General features: G+C 66.4%; 14 protein-coding genes. 10 read left to right on the top strand and 4 right to left on the bottom strand.

Going from position 1 to position 16,112, the window contains the following annotated elements:
* Positions 1-6 precede the first annotated feature (6 nt).
* The 5 genes from ACFC4D_RS38000 (at position 7) to ACFC4D_RS37980 (ending at position 5,446) form a co-directional block, all read left to right on the top strand.
* The gene (locus tag ACFC4D_RS38000; protein ID WP_376070721.1) at positions 7-1,479 is read left to right on the top strand and encodes an FAD-dependent oxidoreductase; all 1,473 of its coding nucleotides are present in this window, start codon (positions 7-9) and stop codon (positions 1,477-1,479) included.
* 15 nt (positions 1,480-1,494) lie between these two features.
* Positions 1,495-2,349: an LLM class F420-dependent oxidoreductase gene (locus tag ACFC4D_RS37995; protein ID WP_375962171.1), complete on the top strand. Its 855-nt coding sequence runs from the start codon at positions 1,495-1,497 to the stop codon at positions 2,347-2,349.
* Between the two features lie 76 nt (positions 2,350-2,425).
* On the top strand, positions 2,426-3,661 hold the full coding sequence (locus ACFC4D_RS37990; RefSeq protein ID WP_375962168.1) for a glycosyltransferase family 4 protein: 1,236 nt from the start codon (positions 2,426-2,428) through the stop codon (positions 3,659-3,661).
* On the top strand, positions 3,655-4,386 hold the full coding sequence (locus ACFC4D_RS37985; RefSeq protein ID WP_375962165.1) for a class I SAM-dependent methyltransferase: 732 nt from the start codon (positions 3,655-3,657) through the stop codon (positions 4,384-4,386). The genes ACFC4D_RS37990 and ACFC4D_RS37985 overlap by 7 nt, the downstream gene beginning before the upstream one ends.
* Positions 4,373-5,446, top strand: a complete 1,074-nt coding sequence (locus tag ACFC4D_RS37980; protein WP_375962163.1) for a prenyltransferase — start codon at positions 4,373-4,375, stop codon at positions 5,444-5,446. Before ACFC4D_RS37985 ends, ACFC4D_RS37980 begins: the two co-directional genes overlap by 14 nt.
* 3 nt (positions 5,447-5,449) lie before the next feature.
* On the opposite strand, the gene ACFC4D_RS37975 is transcribed toward ACFC4D_RS37980, so the two are convergent.
* Positions 5,450-6,103 (bottom strand): class I SAM-dependent methyltransferase, encoded by a 654-nt coding sequence (locus ACFC4D_RS37975; protein WP_376070719.1) that lies wholly within the window; start codon positions 6,101-6,103, stop codon positions 5,450-5,452.
* A gap of 124 nt (positions 6,104-6,227) precedes the next feature.
* Here ACFC4D_RS37975 and ACFC4D_RS37970 point away from each other — a divergent pair, with 124 nt between their 5' ends.
* Together ACFC4D_RS37970 and ACFC4D_RS37965 are read left to right on the top strand one after the other, a co-directional pair.
* Positions 6,228-6,785 (top strand): helix-turn-helix domain-containing protein, encoded by a 558-nt coding sequence (locus ACFC4D_RS37970; protein ID WP_364637986.1) that lies wholly within the window; start codon positions 6,228-6,230, stop codon positions 6,783-6,785.
* Positions 6,786-6,902: 117 nt separating this feature from the next.
* Complete coding sequence (locus ACFC4D_RS37965) at positions 6,903-8,255, top strand: cytochrome P450 (RefSeq protein WP_375962157.1); 1,353 nt, start codon at positions 6,903-6,905, stop codon at positions 8,253-8,255.
* On the opposite strand, the gene ACFC4D_RS37960 is transcribed toward ACFC4D_RS37965, so the two are convergent.
* Positions 8,252-8,740, bottom strand: coding sequence for a glutathione peroxidase (locus ACFC4D_RS37960; protein ID WP_375962154.1), 489 nt, complete (start codon positions 8,738-8,740; stop codon positions 8,252-8,254). The genes ACFC4D_RS37965 and ACFC4D_RS37960 overlap by 4 nt on opposite strands.
* Before the next feature lie 37 nt (positions 8,741-8,777).
* Positions 8,778-10,010 carry a cytochrome P450 gene (locus ACFC4D_RS37955; RefSeq protein ID WP_376070716.1) on the bottom strand — a complete coding sequence of 411 codons (1,233 nt, stop codon included), beginning with the start codon at positions 10,008-10,010 and terminating at the stop codon, positions 8,778-8,780.
* Between the two features lie 296 nt (positions 10,011-10,306).
* On the opposite strand from ACFC4D_RS37955, the gene ACFC4D_RS37950 reads away from it, so the two are divergent.
* A complete protein-coding gene (locus ACFC4D_RS37950) occupies positions 10,307-11,944 on the top strand; it encodes a GMC family oxidoreductase (protein WP_375962150.1) in 1,638 nt (545 codons plus the stop codon).
* Between the two features lie 166 nt (positions 11,945-12,110).
* On the top strand, positions 12,111-13,103 hold the full coding sequence (locus ACFC4D_RS37945) for a TIGR03617 family F420-dependent LLM class oxidoreductase (protein WP_376070786.1): 993 nt from the start codon (positions 12,111-12,113) through the stop codon (positions 13,101-13,103).
* 8 nt (positions 13,104-13,111) lie between these two features.
* On the opposite strand, the gene ACFC4D_RS37940 is transcribed toward ACFC4D_RS37945, so the two are convergent.
* On the bottom strand, positions 13,112-14,716 hold the full coding sequence (locus ACFC4D_RS37940; RefSeq protein WP_375962148.1) for a PKD domain-containing protein: 1,605 nt from the start codon (positions 14,714-14,716) through the stop codon (positions 13,112-13,114).
* A 128-nt stretch (positions 14,717-14,844) separates the two neighbouring features.
* Here ACFC4D_RS37940 and ACFC4D_RS37935 point away from each other — a divergent pair, with 128 nt between their 5' ends.
* Entirely contained in the window at positions 14,845-15,993 is a 1,149-nt protein-coding gene (locus ACFC4D_RS37935) for a nitrate/nitrite transporter (protein ID WP_375962145.1), read from the top strand.
* The last annotated feature ends 119 nt before the right edge of the window (positions 15,994-16,112 follow it).

Raw genomic sequence — 16,112 nt, 5'->3', positions numbered from 1 at the left:
AAGACAATGGCCGATACCGCAACCGTGCGACCACTCCGGGCCAGTGAGGTGAGCTCCTGGGATCTCGAAGCCGAAGTGGTCGTCGTCGGCTTCGGCATTGCCGGGGTGTGCGCGTCCATCGAGGCGGCCCGGGCCGGGGCCGATGTGCTGGTACTGGAACGCACCGGCGGGTGGGGCGGCGCGGCCGCCCTGTCCGGCGGGTTCATCTATCTCGGCGGCGGTACGGCGCTGCAGCGCAAGCTCGGGTTCGAGGACACCCCGGAGGAGATGGAGAAGTTCCTGACCGCCGCGCTCGGACCGGGTGTGGACAAGGCCAAGATTCATGATTACTGCCGGGGCAGTGTCGAGCATTTCGACTGGCTGGTCGCCAATGGCGTGCCGTTCAACGAGGTGTTCTGGGGCGAACCCGCCTACGAGCCGCCCGCCGATGAGGGCCTGATGTTCTCCGGCGGCGAGAACTCCGCACCGTTCAACGCCATCGCCACCCCCGCACCGCGCGGGCATCTCGCCTGGACCCGGGATAAGAAGCTGGGCGAGAAGGGCGGCGGCTACATGTTGATGGAGCCGCTCGCCCAACAGGCCGAAAAGCTGGGCGTGCGACAGGAATTCGATGTCCGGCTGCAACGCCTGGTCGTCGACGACTCCGGCCGTGTGGTCGGCGTCGCCGCCAAGCGGTATGGCAAGGAACTGTTCGTGCGCGCCGAACGCGGTGTGGTGCTGGCGACCGGCAGCTTCGCCTACAACCATCAGATGGTGGAGCAGTACGCGCCCAAGATCCTGGGCCGCCCGGCCGCGACCGTCGAGGAGCACGACGGCATCGGCATCCGGGTGGCGCAGGCGCTCGGCGCGGATCTGGCGCATATGGACGCAACCGAGGTCGCGTTGATCGCGGACCCGCAGGTGATCGCGCGCGGCATCCTGGTGAACGGGCACGGTCAGCGCTTCATCACCGAGGACACCTATCCCGGCCGCATGGGTCAGGCCGTACTCCAGGATCAGGACAACAAGGCGTACCTGATCATCGACGAGGCGGCGCTGGAGGCGGCGTTCGAGACCAAATCGTCGATGAGCTTCCTGCGCATCGCGCCGACCTGGGTGGCCGAGACCATCGAGGAACTCGAGGGCGAGATGGGTTTGCCCGCGGGCACCCTGCAATCCACCATCGACCTGTACAACCGGCATGCCGAGAACGGCGAGGATCCGTTCCTGCACAAGAAGACCGAGTGGGTGAAGCCGATCAGCGCCCCGCTCGGCGCGTACGACCTGCGCGGGTACACCGGCGGCTTCACGCTCGGCGGACTGCGCACCGATCTGGATTCGCGGGTGCTGCACGTCTCCGGCGAACCCATCGCGGGACTCTTCGCGGCGGGCCGGGTCTCCTCGGGCATCTGCGCGGGCGGTTACGCCAGCGGCTGTTCGCTGGGTGACGGAAGTTTCTATGGACGGCGCGCGGGTGTAGCCGCGGCCAAGGGCAACTGAGAGAGGTAGGCGCACATGCGATTCGGTATTGTTCTCTTCACCAGCGATCGCGGGATCACGCCCGCCGCTGCCGCCAAGGGGGCCGAGGACAACGGGTTCGACTCGTTCTTCGTGCCGGAGCACACCCATATTCCGGTGAAACGCGATGCGGCGCATCCGCTCACCGGAACATCCGAACTGCCCGATGACAGGTACACCCGGACCTTGGATCCGTGGGTCTCGCTGGCGACGGCCGCCGCGGTGACCTCGCGCATCGAATTGTCCACGGCAGTGGCGCTTCCCACCGAGAGCGATCCGATCACGCTCGCCAAGACCCTGGCCACCCTGGATCATCTGTCCGGCGGCCGTCTCACCCTCGGCGCCGGATTCGGCTGGAACACCGATGAACTCACCGATCACGGCGTGCCCGGCAATAAGCGGCGCACCGTGCTGCGCGAGTACATCGAGGCCATGCGCGCGCTGTGGACGCAGGAAGAAGCCAGCTACTCGGGCGATTTCGTCTCCTTCGGGCCGAGCTGGGCCTGGCCCAAGCCGGTGCAGCCGCATATTCCGCTGCTGATCGGCGCGGGCGGCACCGAGAAGACCTTCAAGTGGATCGCGCGGACCGGCGACGGCTGGATCACCACGCCCGCCGAAACCGATGTCTCGGCGTCCACCGCACTGCTCATGAAGATCTGGAAGGAAGCCGGGCGCGAGGGCGCGCCGCGCGTGGTGGCACTGGACTTCAAGCCCGACGCCGACAAGCTCGCGCGCTGGGCCGAGGCCGGGGTCACCGATGTGCTGTACGGACTCCCCGACAAGCCGGAGGCCGATGTGCTGGCCTATCTGGAGCGGCTGGCGGGCAAGCTGGAGCCGATTCGTAACGCATGACCGCCCGGTGACCGATCGTTACCTGAAAGACATACGCCCCCAGTAGATTTCGCTGCGCCCAAGGAAAGGTGTGCCCGTGCGTATCGCCCTGCTGTCCTATCGCAGCAAAACCCACTGCGGGGGACAAGGGGTGTACGTCCGATACCTCAGCCGCGGCCTGGCCGAACTCGGGCACGAGGTCGAGGTGTTCTCCGGACAGCCGTATCCGGAGCTCCTCGACCCGCGTGTGCGGCTCACCGAGGTGCCGAGCCTGGACCTCTACCGGGACTCCGATCCCTTTCGCACGCCGCGACCGTCGGAGCTCCGGGATCGGACGGATCTGCTGGAGGTCGCCACCATGTGGACGGCGGGCTTCCCGGAGCCGCGCACCTTCAGCATCCGCGCGGCCCGCGTATTGCGTTCCCGGACAGCCGACTTCGACGTCGTGCACGACAATCAGTGCCTGGGCTACGGGCTGCTGGACATCGCCCGGCACCTGCCGCTGGTGGCAACCATCCACCATCCGATCACCCGGGATCGGGCGGTCGACCTCGCGGCCGCGCCGTGGCATCGAAAACCGTTCGTGCACAGGTGGTACGGCTTTCTCGGTATGCAGCAGCGGGTCGCGCGGCGGATACCGGAGTTGATCACGGTCTCGTCCTCGTCGGCGACCGATATCGTCAGCGACTTCGGTGTGCGCCCGGAGCAGGTGCGGACGGTGCCGCTGGGCGTGGACACCGGGCTCTTCCGGCCGCATGACGAGCCGCGCGCACCCGGCCGGATCGTCGCGGTGGCCAGCGCCGACAAGCCGCTCAAGGGCATCGCGCATCTGCTGAACGCCATTGCGCGCCTGCGCGTCACGCATACACTCGAACTCCAGCTGGTCGCCAAACTGGAACCGGACGGCCCCACCGAGAAGTTGATCGCCGAACTCGGCCTGGCCGATATCGTCACCGTCGTCAGCGGACTCGGTGACGATGAGCTGGCCCGCCTGCTGGCGTCTGCCGAAATCGCCTGTATCCCCTCGATGTACGAGGGTTTCTCACTGCCCGCCGTGGAGGCCATGGCCAGCGGCACGCCCCTGGTGGCCAGCCGCGCCGGTGCGCTGCCCGAAGTGGTCGGCGACTGCGCGGAGCTGGTCGAGCCCGGCAATGTGGATGAGCTGACCCGCACCCTGGGCGCTCTGCTCGACTCCCCCGCGCACCGGCACCGCCTGAGCCTGGCGGGCCGGAATCGCGCACTGTCCGTCTTCAGCTGGGAAGCCGTTGCCGCGCAAACGGTTTCCGTCTACGAAAACGCCATCGCACGCCATCAGGAGGCCATTTCATGCTGACCGTCGACTTCGACCGCCTGGGCATCGGCCCGGGCACCCGCGTCATCGATGTGGGGTGCGGGGCCGGACGGCATTCCTTCGAGGCGTATCGGCGCGGGGCCGATATCGTGGCGTTCGATCAGAACGGCAGCGATCTCGCCGATGTGGACACCATGTTCGGTGCCATGGCCGAAGCCGGTGAAGCGCCCGACTACGCCAAGGCCGAGACGGTGCGCGGTGACGCCCTGGACCTGCCCTACGGCGACGGCGAATTCGACGTGGTGATCGCCTCGGAGATCCTCGAACACATCCCACAGGACGGCGCGGCCATCGCGGAACTGGCGCGCGTCCTCAAACCCGGTGGGGCGCTGGCCGTTACGGTGCCGCGCTGGCTGCCCGAACGCATCTGCTGGGCGCTGTCGGACGAATACCACGCCAATGAGGGCGGGCATGTGCGCATCTACCGCGCGGACGAGCTGCGCGACAAGGTCACCGCACGGGGTTTGCGATTCATCCACAGGGCGCACGCACACGCCCTGCACTCGCCGTACTGGTGGCTCAAATGCGCGGTGGGCGTCAACAATGACAAGCATCCCGCGGTGAGCGCCTACCACCGAATGCTGGTGTGGGACATGATGTCCGCACCCCAGCTGACCCGCACCGCCGAACGCCTGCTCGATCCGCTCATCGGCAAGAGCGTGGCGCTGTACTTCGCGAAGCCGGCGGTCCGCCGTGCCCACCGCTGAGCTACCCGCGGTCCCCGGCGTCCTATCCGCCCGGGACTGCCTGCGCACCGCCGAAACCATCGCGGCCGCACAGGAATCCGACGGCGCGCTGCCCTGGTTCACCGGCGGCCACACCGACCCCTGGGACCACGTCGAGAACGCCATGGCGCTGACGGTGGCGGGCCTGTGGGATCAGGCCCGCGACGCCTACCGCTGGTCCGCGAAAACCCAGCGCGCGGACGGCTCCTGGCCCATGCAGTTCCGGGCGGGCGTCATCGAGAACGCGGACGCCGACACCAACTTCTGCGCGTACATCGCCACCGGCGTCCTGCACTTCCTCACCAGCACGGACGATTTCGAATTCGTCCGGGAGATGTGGCCGACGGTCCGCGCCGCCGTGGATTTCGTGCTATCCCTGCAACAGGGCGACTTCGGTGAGATCCACTGGTCCCTCGGCCCCGGCGGCTCCTCCGGCGAAGCGCTGCTCACCGGCTGCGCCAGCATTTTCCACAGCCTCCGCTGTGCGCTGTCCCTGGCCGATCAGCTCGACGATCCACAGCCCTCCTGGGAGGTGGCGGCCTTACGCCTGGGCCACGCGCTACGTGATCACCCCGAGGCGTTCCTCGACAAGAGCCGCTACTCGATGGACTGGTACTACCCCATCCTCGGCGGCGCGATCCGGGGTCGCACCGCGTACGACCGAATCACCTCGCGCTGGGAGGATTTCGTGGTCCCGACCCTCGGCATCCGCTGCGTCTCCGACCAGCCCTGGGTCACCGGCGCGGAAACCTGTGAACTGGTGCTGGCCCTGGATGCGCTGGGCGACAACCGCAGAGCCCGCCAGCTCTTCATCAATATGCAGCACCTGCGCGAGGCTGACGGTTCCTACTGGACCGGCCTGGTCTTCACCGACGGCAAACGCTGGCCCGAGGAACGCACCACCTGGACCGCCGCCGCCACCCTGCTGGCCGCTGACGCGCTGACCCGAACCACGCCCGCCAACAACATCTTCCGGGATCTGCTGCGCCCCACCCGCATCACCGCGAGCCACTGCGCCTGCGCCACCAGCCCGACGCACTGAGGGCTAGTTGCAGGCGGCGTTGCGCTGGAGGATGCGCAGGGATCCGGTGACGGAGAGTTCACGGAACTTTCCGGAGTCGATGGCCCGGCGATAGATGTTGTAGGGGGCCTGCCCGCCGTCCGCGGGGTCCGGGAAGACATCGTGGATGGCGAGCAGGCCGCCGCCCGCCACCCAGTGCGTCCAATTGTCGTAATCGCGCTGGGCCGCTTCCTCGGTGTGGCCGCCGTCGATGAAGAGCAGGCGCAGCGGCGTCCGCCAGAATTTGGCGGCGGTGGCGGAGGAACCGATTATGCCGATGACGGTTTCGGTCAGTCCCGCACGGATCATGTTGCGGCGGAACATCATCGAGGTGTCGAAGACACCGGTCTCCGGATCGATCAGCGTGGGGTCGTGGTATTCCCAGCCGGGCTGATGCTCTTCGGAGCCGCCGTGATGGTCGACGGTGAAGACGGTGGCACCGGTCTCGCGCGCGGCCGCACCCAGATAGATCGCGGATTTACCGCAGTAGGTGCCTATTTCGAGAATCGCGCCGTCGCCCGCGTAGGTGCGGGCGGCTTCGTACAGCGCGCGGCCTTCTTCCGGTGGCATGAATCCGACGGCCTGTTCGGCGAGTGCGAACAATGCGGCGGTATCGGCGGAAATGTCGGCCTGAGTCATCCGAAAACCTTTCTGGGGCGCGCGCATTGATACGGATTGCGTATCGGCGAGTTGCCCGGAGAGCAGCGCCATAGTAGCATCCGGACACGTGTCTGATTCTCTTTCCGACCGCCCGGTCGTAAACATGGAGGCCACTCGCCGCCGCCTCACCGAGAAGCAGGCCGAGACCGTCGACCGCCTCACCCGGGCGGCGATGGAGGTGCTCTCGCGCGAGGGGTTCGCGGGACTCACGGTGCGCATGGTGGCATCGGCCGCCGGGGTCGGCACGGCCACCGCCTACACCTACTTCTCCTCCAAGGAACACCTGGTCGCGGAGATGTTCTGGCGACGCCTGGCGGCCACGCCCGCACCCGATCTCGCCGATGCGGACAGCACCGAGCGGGCGGTGGCGGTGCTGCGGCAGATCGCCATGCTGGTCGCCGATGAGCCCGCGCTGGCGGGCGCGGTGACCAGTGCGCTGCTCGGCACCGATCCGGATGTGGCACATCTGCGTTTGCGCATCGGCAGCGAGATTCGGCAGCGGCTGATCGACGCGCTCGGCGCGGACGGCGATCTCGAAATGGTGGAAACCCTGGAATTGCTGTACGCGGGCGCACTGGTGCGCGCGGGCATGGGTTACGCCTCCTATGCCGAAATCGCGGACCGGCTGGAGAAGGCCGCACTGCACGCATTGCGCGGCTGACCTTCCGCGGTCGCTTTCCGCTCGAAATCGTTTATCCCCCAGTGAAATCTCTTGCCGCGCCCGCACACCCGTAGTACCGTCCAGACAGGTGTCTACTCCAGCGCGGGAGGTATTCCGATGACCCTGGTCAAGCCCCAGCAGGTCTCGGGCGGCGAGCACGAGCACGGCCATCTCGAAGAGTTCCGAACCGATCCCATCGCCCTGATGGCGCGCGTGCGCGCCGAATGCGGTGATATCGGCTCGTTCCGGCTCGCCACCCGGGATGTGATCCTGCTGTCCGGTGCGCAGGCCAACGAGTTCTTCTTCCGGGCGGGTGATGAGGATCTGGATCAGGCCGCGGCCTATCCGTTCATGAAGCCCATCTTCGGCGAGGGCGTGGTGTTCGACGCACCGCCCGAACGCCGCAAGGAAATGTTGCACAACACCGCATTACGCGGTGATCAGATGCGCGGGCACGCCACCACCATCGCCCGCGAAGTGGATCGCATGCTGGCGTCCTGGGGTGACGAGGGCGAGATCGATCTGCTCGAATTCTTCGCCGAGCTGACCATCTACACGTCTTCGGCCTGCCTCATCGGCACCAAGTTCCGCGAGGAGCTCGACGACCGGTTCGCACACCTCTATCACGAGCTGGAGCGCGGCACCGACGCCTACTGCTACGTGGACCCGAACGCGGATATCGAGAGCTTCCGCCGCCGCGATGAGGCCCGGCATCAACTGGTGAAGCTGGTGCGGCACATCATGGCGGGCAGACTCGCGAATCCGCCTCGGGGCAAAGAGGATCGGGACATGCTCGACGTCCTGGTGTCGGTGCTGGACGAACAGGGCAAGCCCCGGTTCTCGGCCAGCGAGATCACCGGCATCTTCATCTCGATGATGTTCGCGGGCCATCACACCACGTCCGGCACCGCCGCCTGGACGATCATCGAACTGCTGCGCAATCCCGAAGTGCTCGGCAGCGTGGTGACCGAACTGGATGAGCTGTACGCCGATGGCGCGGACGTGAGTTTCCATGCGCTGCGGCAGATTCCGCGCCTGGAAGCGGTGCTCAAGGAGGTGCTGCGCATGCATCCGCCGCTCATCATTCTGATGCGGGTGGCGCAGGACGAGTTCGAGGTGTGCGGGCATCGCATCGCGCCGGGCGATCTGGTGGCGGCGACACCCGCTGTCTCCAACCGGATTCCGGAGGATTTCCCGAATCCGGATATCTTCGATCCGGCCCGCTATATCGATCCCAATCAGGAGGATCTGGTCAATCGCTGGACCTGGATCCCGTTCGGCGCGGGCAGGCACCGCTGCGTCGGCGCGGCCTTCGCGCTCATGCAGTTGAAGGCGATCTTCTCGATTCTGCTGCGCGACTGGGAGTTCGAACTCTCCCAGCCGTCGGACAGCTACCGCAACGACCATTCGAAAATGGTCGTGCAGTTGGAACAGCCGTGTGCGGTGCGTTATCGCAGGCGCACGCGTTAGACCGCACTCTCGATCGCCGCGATGACCGAGGGGTCGGTGGGCTCGGTGCGGGGGCGGATGCGCGCCAGCACCGAGCCGTCGCGGCCGATCAGGAACTTCTCGAAGTTCCACTGCACGTCACCGGCGGTGCCGTCGGCATCGGCGGTCTGGGTGAGCTCGCGGTAGATGGGGTGCGCGCCGTCGCCGTTCACCTCCAGCTTCTCCAGCAGCGGGAAGTCCACACCGTAGGTGGTGGAGCAGAATTCGGCGATCTCCTCGGCGGTGCCGGGCTCCTGGCCCATGAACTGGTTGCTCGGCGCGCCGATCACGGTGAAACCGCGGTGGCCGAAGGCGTTCTGCAGTTCCACCAGGCCGTTGTACTGCGGGGTCAGACCGCATTTGGAGGCCACGTTGACCAAGAGCACCACCTTGTCGCCGGCCAGCTCGGCGAGGGTGGTGGGCTTGTCGTCCAGGGTCTGTACGGGAATTTCGCGAAGTGAGGTCACATTCGCATAGTAGAACGGGTTCGCCGCGAACAGCCGCTCACCCGTAGTTGACCGGCCAGTGTTTGATCCCATTGATCCACCCTGCGCGCAACCGTTGCGGCGGTTCGAGCTCGGTGATATTCGGCATGACATCGGCGATCGCATTGAACATCAGATCGATTTCCAGCCGCGCCAGATTCGCGCCCACACAGAAGTGCGCACCGGTCCCGCCGAATCCGACATGCGGATTGGGATCGCGCAGCACATTGAACGAGAACGGATCGTCGAACACGTCCTCGTCGAAATTGGCGGAGCTGTAGAACAATCCGACCCGATCGCCCGCGCGGATGGCCTGTCCGCCGAGTTCGGTATCGCTCAGCGCGGTGCGCTGGAATGAGGTGACCGGCGTCGCCCAGCGCACGATTTCATCGGGTGCGGTGCGCGGCCGCTTTTCCCGGTACAGCTCCCACTGTTCCGGATTGTCGACGAACGCCTTCATACCGTGCGTAATGGCATTGCGGGTGGTTTCATTGCCCGCCACCGACAGCAGGATGACGAAGAAGCCGAATTCGTCCGAACCCAGTGCCTCACCGTCGATATCGGCGGTCACCAACTGGGTGACGATATCGTCCATCGGGCAGGCGCGGCGCTGTTCGGCCAGGTTGTAGGCGTATCCGAGCAGTTCGGCATTGGCCTGCATATTGGCCCCGGCGAACTCCGGATCATCGAAGTTCAACAGCTGATTGGACCAGTGGAACAGCTTGTGCCGATCATCCTGCGGCACCCCGAGCAGTTCGGCGATGGCCTGCAACGGAAGTTCGGAGGCCACCTGCTCCACGAAATCGCCGCCGCCGGTCTCCTTCGCCTCCGCGACAATCGCCGCGGCGCGCTCGGTGAGGGCCTTGCGCAATCCCTCGACCGCGCGCGGGGTGAAGCCCTGCGAGACGATGCGCCGAATCTTGGTGTGCTTCGGCGGATCCATATTGATCAGCAACGCATTTCGTGACAGTTCCAACTGTTCCGGTAGCGAATCCGCAGGCATCCGGATGATGGAACCCTTTTCATGCGAGGACCAGACGTCCGGCCTCCGGGATATCTCCTTGACATCCTCGTACCGGGTGATCGCCCAGAATCCCGCGTCGGTGAACGGGGCCGCCTGTTCGGGCGTCTGGGCATTCCACCAGACGGGTGCGGTGCGCCGCAGTGCGGCGAACTCCTGGGCGGGGCTGTGATCAGCCCACAGCGCCGGATCGGTGAAATCGAAACCTGCCGGTAGCGACGGAACAATCATTGTTCCTCCTCGCGCGTATTGCCGCCATGATCGCAAAACTGAAACGCGTTTCATGTGAATTGAACCACGCTCGGGCCGCTCCTACCATGGTTTCGACGGGCCGAACCCGCCCCGGCAGCAACCCACGAGGCCAGCTAATACGCAGCATCTCTAGAACAAGTTCTACCTACCGGCGGATGATCATATTTTCGGCCCCTGAGGTCGCCCGCATGGCTGGACATCAAGTCCGCCCTGTGCGCAGACTAGAACTTGTTCTACAGTGACCGCAGGCACACTCAAGGATGAGGTAACGAAGAATGACCGCTTCTCCGCGCTCCGGGGACAACGCAACCGAGGCCGATTACGTAGTCGTCGGATCGGGCAGCGCCGGCGCCATCGTGGCCGGCCGGCTCGCCGAGCGCGGCGCCAGCGTGATCCTGTTGGAGGCAGGCCGCAAGGACAACACCCGCCTGGTCACCATGCCCGGCGCGATCAGCATGGTGCACACCGTCCCGCAGCTGAAGAAGCGCGTGACGTGGAAGCAGTTCTCCATCCCGCAGAAGCACGCCAACGATCGCAAGATCCCCATGACGCGCGGCAAGGTGCTCGGCGGCTCCAGCTCCGTCAACGGCATGCTCTACGTGCGCGGCAACCGGGCCAACTTCGATTCCTGGGCCGCCGAGGGCAATACCGGCTGGAGCTACGACGAGGTGCTCCCCGCCTACAAGAGCCTGGAGAACTGGCAGGACGGCGCGAGCGATGTGCGCGGCGCGGGCGGCCCCATCGAGGTCACCCGGCAGCAGGACCTGACCCCGATCGCCCAGCAGTTCATGGTCGCCGCCTCCGACACCCTCGGCGCGCCGATCATCGAGGACTACAACGGCGAATCGCAGGAAGGCATCTCGATCTTCCAGCAGAGCGTGAAAAACGGTCTGCGCTACAGCTCTTCGCGCGGTTTCATCACCGACCGCCCCAACTCGAACCTGACCGTGCTCACCCATGTGCACGTGACCCGGGTCGTCATCGAGAAGGGCCGCGCCACCGGCGTGGAACTGGCCGAGAAGAACGGCACCCGCCGAATCATCAAGGCCGCCAAGGAGGTCATCGTCTCCGGTGGCGTCATCGGCTCGGCGCAGCTGCTCATGCTGTCCGGCGTCGGCCCCGCCGCGCACCTGCGTGAACTCGGCATCGACGTGCTCGCGGATCTGCCGGTCGGGCAGAACCTGCACGATCACCTGTTCGTGCCGATGACCTTCATCTCCAAAAAGGCCATCCACCGCGGTATTCCGACCCACTTCGCCAGCGGCATCATGCAGGAACTGGCCCGCCCGGGCAGCTCCTGGATGGGGCGCACGGTCTTCGAGGCGTGCGGTTTCGTCAAGACCAAGTACGCCGAGGGCGACTACCCGGATATGCAGATCCACACCCTGCCGTGGAGCTACCCCATCCCCAACCAGGATGAGGACAAGCTGCACCTGGTGGATCGCCGTCCCGGCTTCACCATCTTCCCGAGCCTCATCTACCCCAAGAGCCGCGGCGAACTGAAGCTGGCCTCGAACGATCCGTTCGCCTCCCCGCTCATCGATCCGGGCTACCTGAGCGATCCGCGGGATACCGAATTCCTCATCGAGGGCATTCGGATGATCCGGGAGATCATGGCGCACAAGAGCATTGCCGGTGACTGGACCGAGGAGCTCGCCCCCGGCCCCGCGCTGCAGGACGAGACCGCGCTGCGCGCCGAACTGCCCAACCGCGTGCACTCCATCTACCACCCGGTCGGCACCTGCCGCATGGGTGTGGACGAGCGCGCGGTGGTCGATCCGACGCTGAAGGTGAACGGTATCGAGGGTCTGCGCGTCGCGGACGCCTCGATCATGCCGAGCATCACCGGCGGCAACACCAACGCACCGAGCTACCTCATCGGCGAGAAGGCCGCGGAGTTCATCGGCGCGTGAGCACCGAGCAGGACGGCGGTTCCGGAAAAACTGTTACTTCCCTTACGGTTCCGGAACCGCCGGTCACCGGCCACAACGCGCGGTGACCACTCCGCCCCGGGCCTGAGGACCTCAGCGCTCGGGGCGGAGTTCTTTGTGCGACCGAACCGATGGGAATGCGATGGCACTGCCGCTCGATATCTGGCTGAACGCCCCGGTCGCCGAATCCGCCGCGCGCGCACGGCAATTGCGCGCGGCGGGGGTGGACGGCATCTTCACCTTCGAGGGCGCGCACGATGTCTTCCTGCCGCTCACCCTGGCCGCGGACAGCGGACTGGGACTCATGACCAATGTGGCGATCGCGTTCCCGCGCAGCCCGATTCACCTCGCGCACGCCGCCTATGACCTGCACCTGTTGTCCGGCGGCCGATTCCGGCTCGGCCTGGGTTCGCAGATCCGGCCGCATATCGAGCGCCGCTACGGCAGCATCTGGTCCCGCCCGGTGGATCGCATGGGCGATACCGTCGTCGCGGTGCGAGAGATCCTGCGCGCCTGGCAGACCGGGGAACGCCTGAGCTATCGCGGCGAATTCTGGCAGCACACCCTGATGCCGCCGAATTTCGATCCCGGCCCCAATCCCCATGGCGTGCCGCCGGTTCTGGTCGGCGCGCTCGGCCCGCGCATGACCGAGATGGCGGCGCGGGTGGCGGACGGGGTGCTGGTCATGCCCTTCAACACCGAGCGGCACTTCCGCGAGCGCACGCTACCGGCGATCGACAAGGGGCTGGCGGGTTCGGACCGGCCCTTCGAGATCATCGCCGAAGCCATTGTCGCCATGGGTGATTCGGCGGAGCAGATCGCGGTCGCACGACAGGCGGTGCGCAATCTGCTGGCCTTCTACGGTTCGACGCCGTCCTATCGCCCGGTGCTCGAAGTGCAGGGCTGGGCGGATCTGCAACCCGAACTCAATCTGCTGTCCAAACAGGGCCGCTGGCGGGAGATGGCCGGGCTGATCGACGATCCGATGGTCGACGCGCTGACCGTGACCGGAACGCCCGCACAATGCGCGGACGAGATCCGGAATCGGTTCGGAGACCGAATCTCCCGGGTGTGCTGCTACTTCCCCGGATATCCGGTCTCCGATACCGCTATCGCCGAACTGGCCGCCGCACTGAAATAACCGCTCGGCTACTCGATCACGATCGGTTCGCCGAGCTCGTACACGCTCTGCCGCCCCGTCATATCCGTCACCAGCAGACGCGGCAGATGCGGACCCGGATCGGTGTAGGCGTGCGAGACCGCCGTACCCGTGGTGACGGTGTGCGCGCCGTCGCCGAAGTACCAGTCGTACTGGCGGATCGCCCCGCCCGCCGGTTCGGCGTCGAAGTCCACCATCGTCCCGGCCGGACCCGCCGTCCGGGAGATGGTGAACCCGTCACCCGAAGGTCCACCGCCGCCGAACCATTCGCGCATGGCGGGGTTCAGCAGGAAGGCCCTCGCGTACTCCCGCGCACCCTCGGGGTCCGCGTGCGCGATGGCGGTCGCGCGGCACTGCGGCGGTACCTCGGTGAGTTGCGGGCAGGCCAGCAGGCGCAGTGAGATCTCCTCGTCGCCGAGCGGATTCATCCACAGTTTGCGATCACCGTCCTGACTGGCGAGACCGTCGGCCGCGACCGCGAACGCCTCACCCGCGGCGGCATTGGCCTGGGCCGCCGCCTGCCGGAACGACTCCGCCGAGACGCGCACGAATTCGGACCAGCGGGCCCGCAACACTTCCGGCACGCCCGGCGCGTCCGCACCGTGAAAGTAGTTGGATACCAGTACCTTCGGATTGCCCGGCAGCGCGTGCGCCTTCTCGATCGCGGCACGCATACCCCGGCCGCCGTAGCCGAGCTTCGCGCCGCTGAAATACGGCACGTGCGCGGCGGGGTTCGCCGACTCGGCTCCGATGCCGCCGCATTCCCGCCGTATCGCGGCGGTCAGATCCTTGGTGCCGGGGGTGACGCCGACCGGAATGCCGAAGACCGGATCCAGATCGTTGATACAACCGTCCAGCAGCACCAGGTCCACCGGATAACCGTGCGCGCGGGCCTCGGCCCCCGCCTGCTCCAATTGGCAGAACACATCGGGTAGTTCATTCGCGCCGGATTCGTCGGCGGTCTTCGGATCCACGGGGCATTGCGCATCGCCCGCCCCGGTGTGCAGGCCGGGGGCGTCCAGCGCCGCACCGGAGACCGAATAGTCGTGCAGCCGGGTGGCCCGCCCGGTCTGTTCGCCGAGCGTCTGGGCGGTGAGCCCGGCGAAGGTGCGGTCCAGATCCAGGCCCTGCCCCCAGGTGACCGCGTCACCGGCCGAGACCACGTGCAGCGGGCGGCATTCCCGGCCCACCCGCAGGTTCCAGGGCTTGCCGTAACCGCTCGCCGCGCCGCCGGGGACTCTGGCCCGGGCGTCCACCCGTAGTCGGCCGTCCGCGGGTAGTTCGTCCTGGCCGATATCGAAGCCGATCGTCATCACATCGCTGTTCATCGGGATGATGCCGGTGCGAATCGGTTGTCCGCCGCCGAGAATTCGCCATTCCACATCGGTGTGCGCGGGCACCCCGGTCGGGAAGTACACGGCGGTGGTGCCGTGCAGCGGACCGGCGCACTGCCCGTCCGCGGGCGTACTGACATCGATGATGAGCGGTAATTCGGGGATGACGTCGGCCCGGGCCACCGGCCCGGCCGCCGCTGTCGCACCCACCAGCACGGGCAGCACAGCCGCCCGTAACCAGCGGGATCGCCACAACTTCACATGCGCCTCCTGAGGCATTCCGCAACTTGACAGCAGCCATAGTGCGGGGGACCCGGCCGGGGTCGATCAGGCGCGCCGAATTGGCCTAATTTAGTCCTTTTGACCGGCGTTTCTGCTAGACAAACGGTATGAATGCGAGAAACCTCACGCTCGCTACACTGGCTTTCGGCCTCACCTTCTGGGCCTGGAACCTGATTGGACCGCTATCCGGTAGTTACACAGACGATTTGGGTCTGTCCCCCGGTCAGACCTCGATGCTGGTGGCCACACCGGTGCTCGTCGGCTCGCTCGGCCGGATACCGGCCGGCGTGCTCGCCGACAAGTTCGGCGGACGGCTCATGTTCGCCGTCATCTGCTTCATATCGATCATTCCCACGCTCTTCGTGGGCTGGTCGAATTCCTATGGGGCGCTCATCTTCTGGGGTTTCTTCCTCGGCATCGCGGGCACCTCGTTCGCGGTCGGCGTTCCGTTCGTGAACGCCTGGTTCGAACCGGCCCGACGCGGCTTCGCCACCGGCGTGTTCGGTGCGGGCATGGGCGGTACCGCGCTCTCGGCGCTGCTGACCCCGCGGCTGGTCGATCACCTCGGCCGCGCCACCACCCACGTCATCATGGCCGTGGCGCTGGCGATCATGGGCGTGATCATGCTGATGTTCAGCCGCAACTCACCGAACTGGAGCCCGGCCACCGAGCCCGCGCTGCCGCGCATCCGAGAAGCGTTGAAGCTCAAGGCGACCTGGCAGGGCTCACTGCTGTACGCGGTGGCGTTCGGCGGTTTCGTGGCCTTCTCCACCTATCTGCCGACGGTGCTGCGCAATGTGTACGAGTTCGCGCAGTCCGATGCGGGCCTGCGCACCGCCGGATTCTCCATCGCGGGCGTGCTGGCGCGGCCGCTGGGCGGCACGCTCTCGGACAAGCTGGGGCCGGTCAAGGTGCTGGCCATCTCGTTCGCGGGCACCGCGATCATGGCCGTGGTGCTGAGTTTCGAACCGCCGCAGGAGTTTCCGGCCGGTACCAGCCTGGTGCTGATGGCGTTCTTCCTCGGCCTGGGCACCGGCGGCGTCTTCGCGCTGATCGCCAAGCTGGTGGATCCGGCCCGGGTCGGCACCGTGACCGGCGTGGTCGGTGCGGCGGGCGGGCTCGGCGGCTATTTCCCGCCCTTGGTCATGGGCCTGGTCTACAGCTCCCGGCACGACTACACGCTCGGCTATCTGCTGCTGGCGCTGACCGCGGCGGCCGCCTTCGCGTACACCCTGAAGGTGGGTCGAGAAATCTGAATTCTGTTCAGCACCAGCATTTTTCATGAATGCAAGATCTTCTTAAGGCCGTGCCAAGCACGGCCCCGCATTGTTGTGTGCAACACCGGGACACCGGTACAGCCACCACAGATGTCCTG

This window comes from Nocardia sp. NPDC056000 (assembly GCF_042269265.1).
Lineage (GTDB): Bacteria > Actinomycetota > Actinomycetes > Mycobacteriales > Mycobacteriaceae > Nocardia.
Note: the sequence above shows the minus strand (reverse complement) of the source record. Positions and strands in the feature narration are given on the sequence as shown.

Bases quoted from the DNA above. Each gene is read 5' to 3' on its own strand.
- ACFC4D_RS37965 (WP_375962157.1), top strand. From the start codon at position 6,903: ATGACCCTGGTCAAGCCCCAGCAGGTCTCGGGCGGCGAGCACGAGCAC.
- ACFC4D_RS37975 (WP_376070719.1), bottom strand. From the start codon at position 6,103: ATGACTCAGGCCGACATTTCCGCCGATACCGCCGCATTGTTCGCACTC.
- ACFC4D_RS37995 (WP_375962171.1), top strand. From the start codon at position 1,495: ATGCGATTCGGTATTGTTCTCTTCACCAGCGATCGCGGGATCACGCCC.
- ACFC4D_RS37950 (WP_375962150.1), top strand. From the start codon at position 10,307: ATGACCGCTTCTCCGCGCTCCGGGGACAACGCAACCGAGGCCGATTAC.
- ACFC4D_RS37955 (WP_376070716.1), bottom strand. From the start codon at position 10,010: ATGATTGTTCCGTCGCTACCGGCAGGTTTCGATTTCACCGATCCGGCG.
- ACFC4D_RS37970 (WP_364637986.1), top strand. From the start codon at position 6,228: ATGGAGGCCACTCGCCGCCGCCTCACCGAGAAGCAGGCCGAGACCGTC.
- ACFC4D_RS38000 (WP_376070721.1), top strand. From the start codon at position 7: ATGGCCGATACCGCAACCGTGCGACCACTCCGGGCCAGTGAGGTGAGC.
- ACFC4D_RS37935 (WP_375962145.1), top strand. From the start codon at position 14,845: ATGAATGCGAGAAACCTCACGCTCGCTACACTGGCTTTCGGCCTCACC.
- ACFC4D_RS37985 (WP_375962165.1), top strand. From the start codon at position 3,655: ATGCTGACCGTCGACTTCGACCGCCTGGGCATCGGCCCGGGCACCCGC.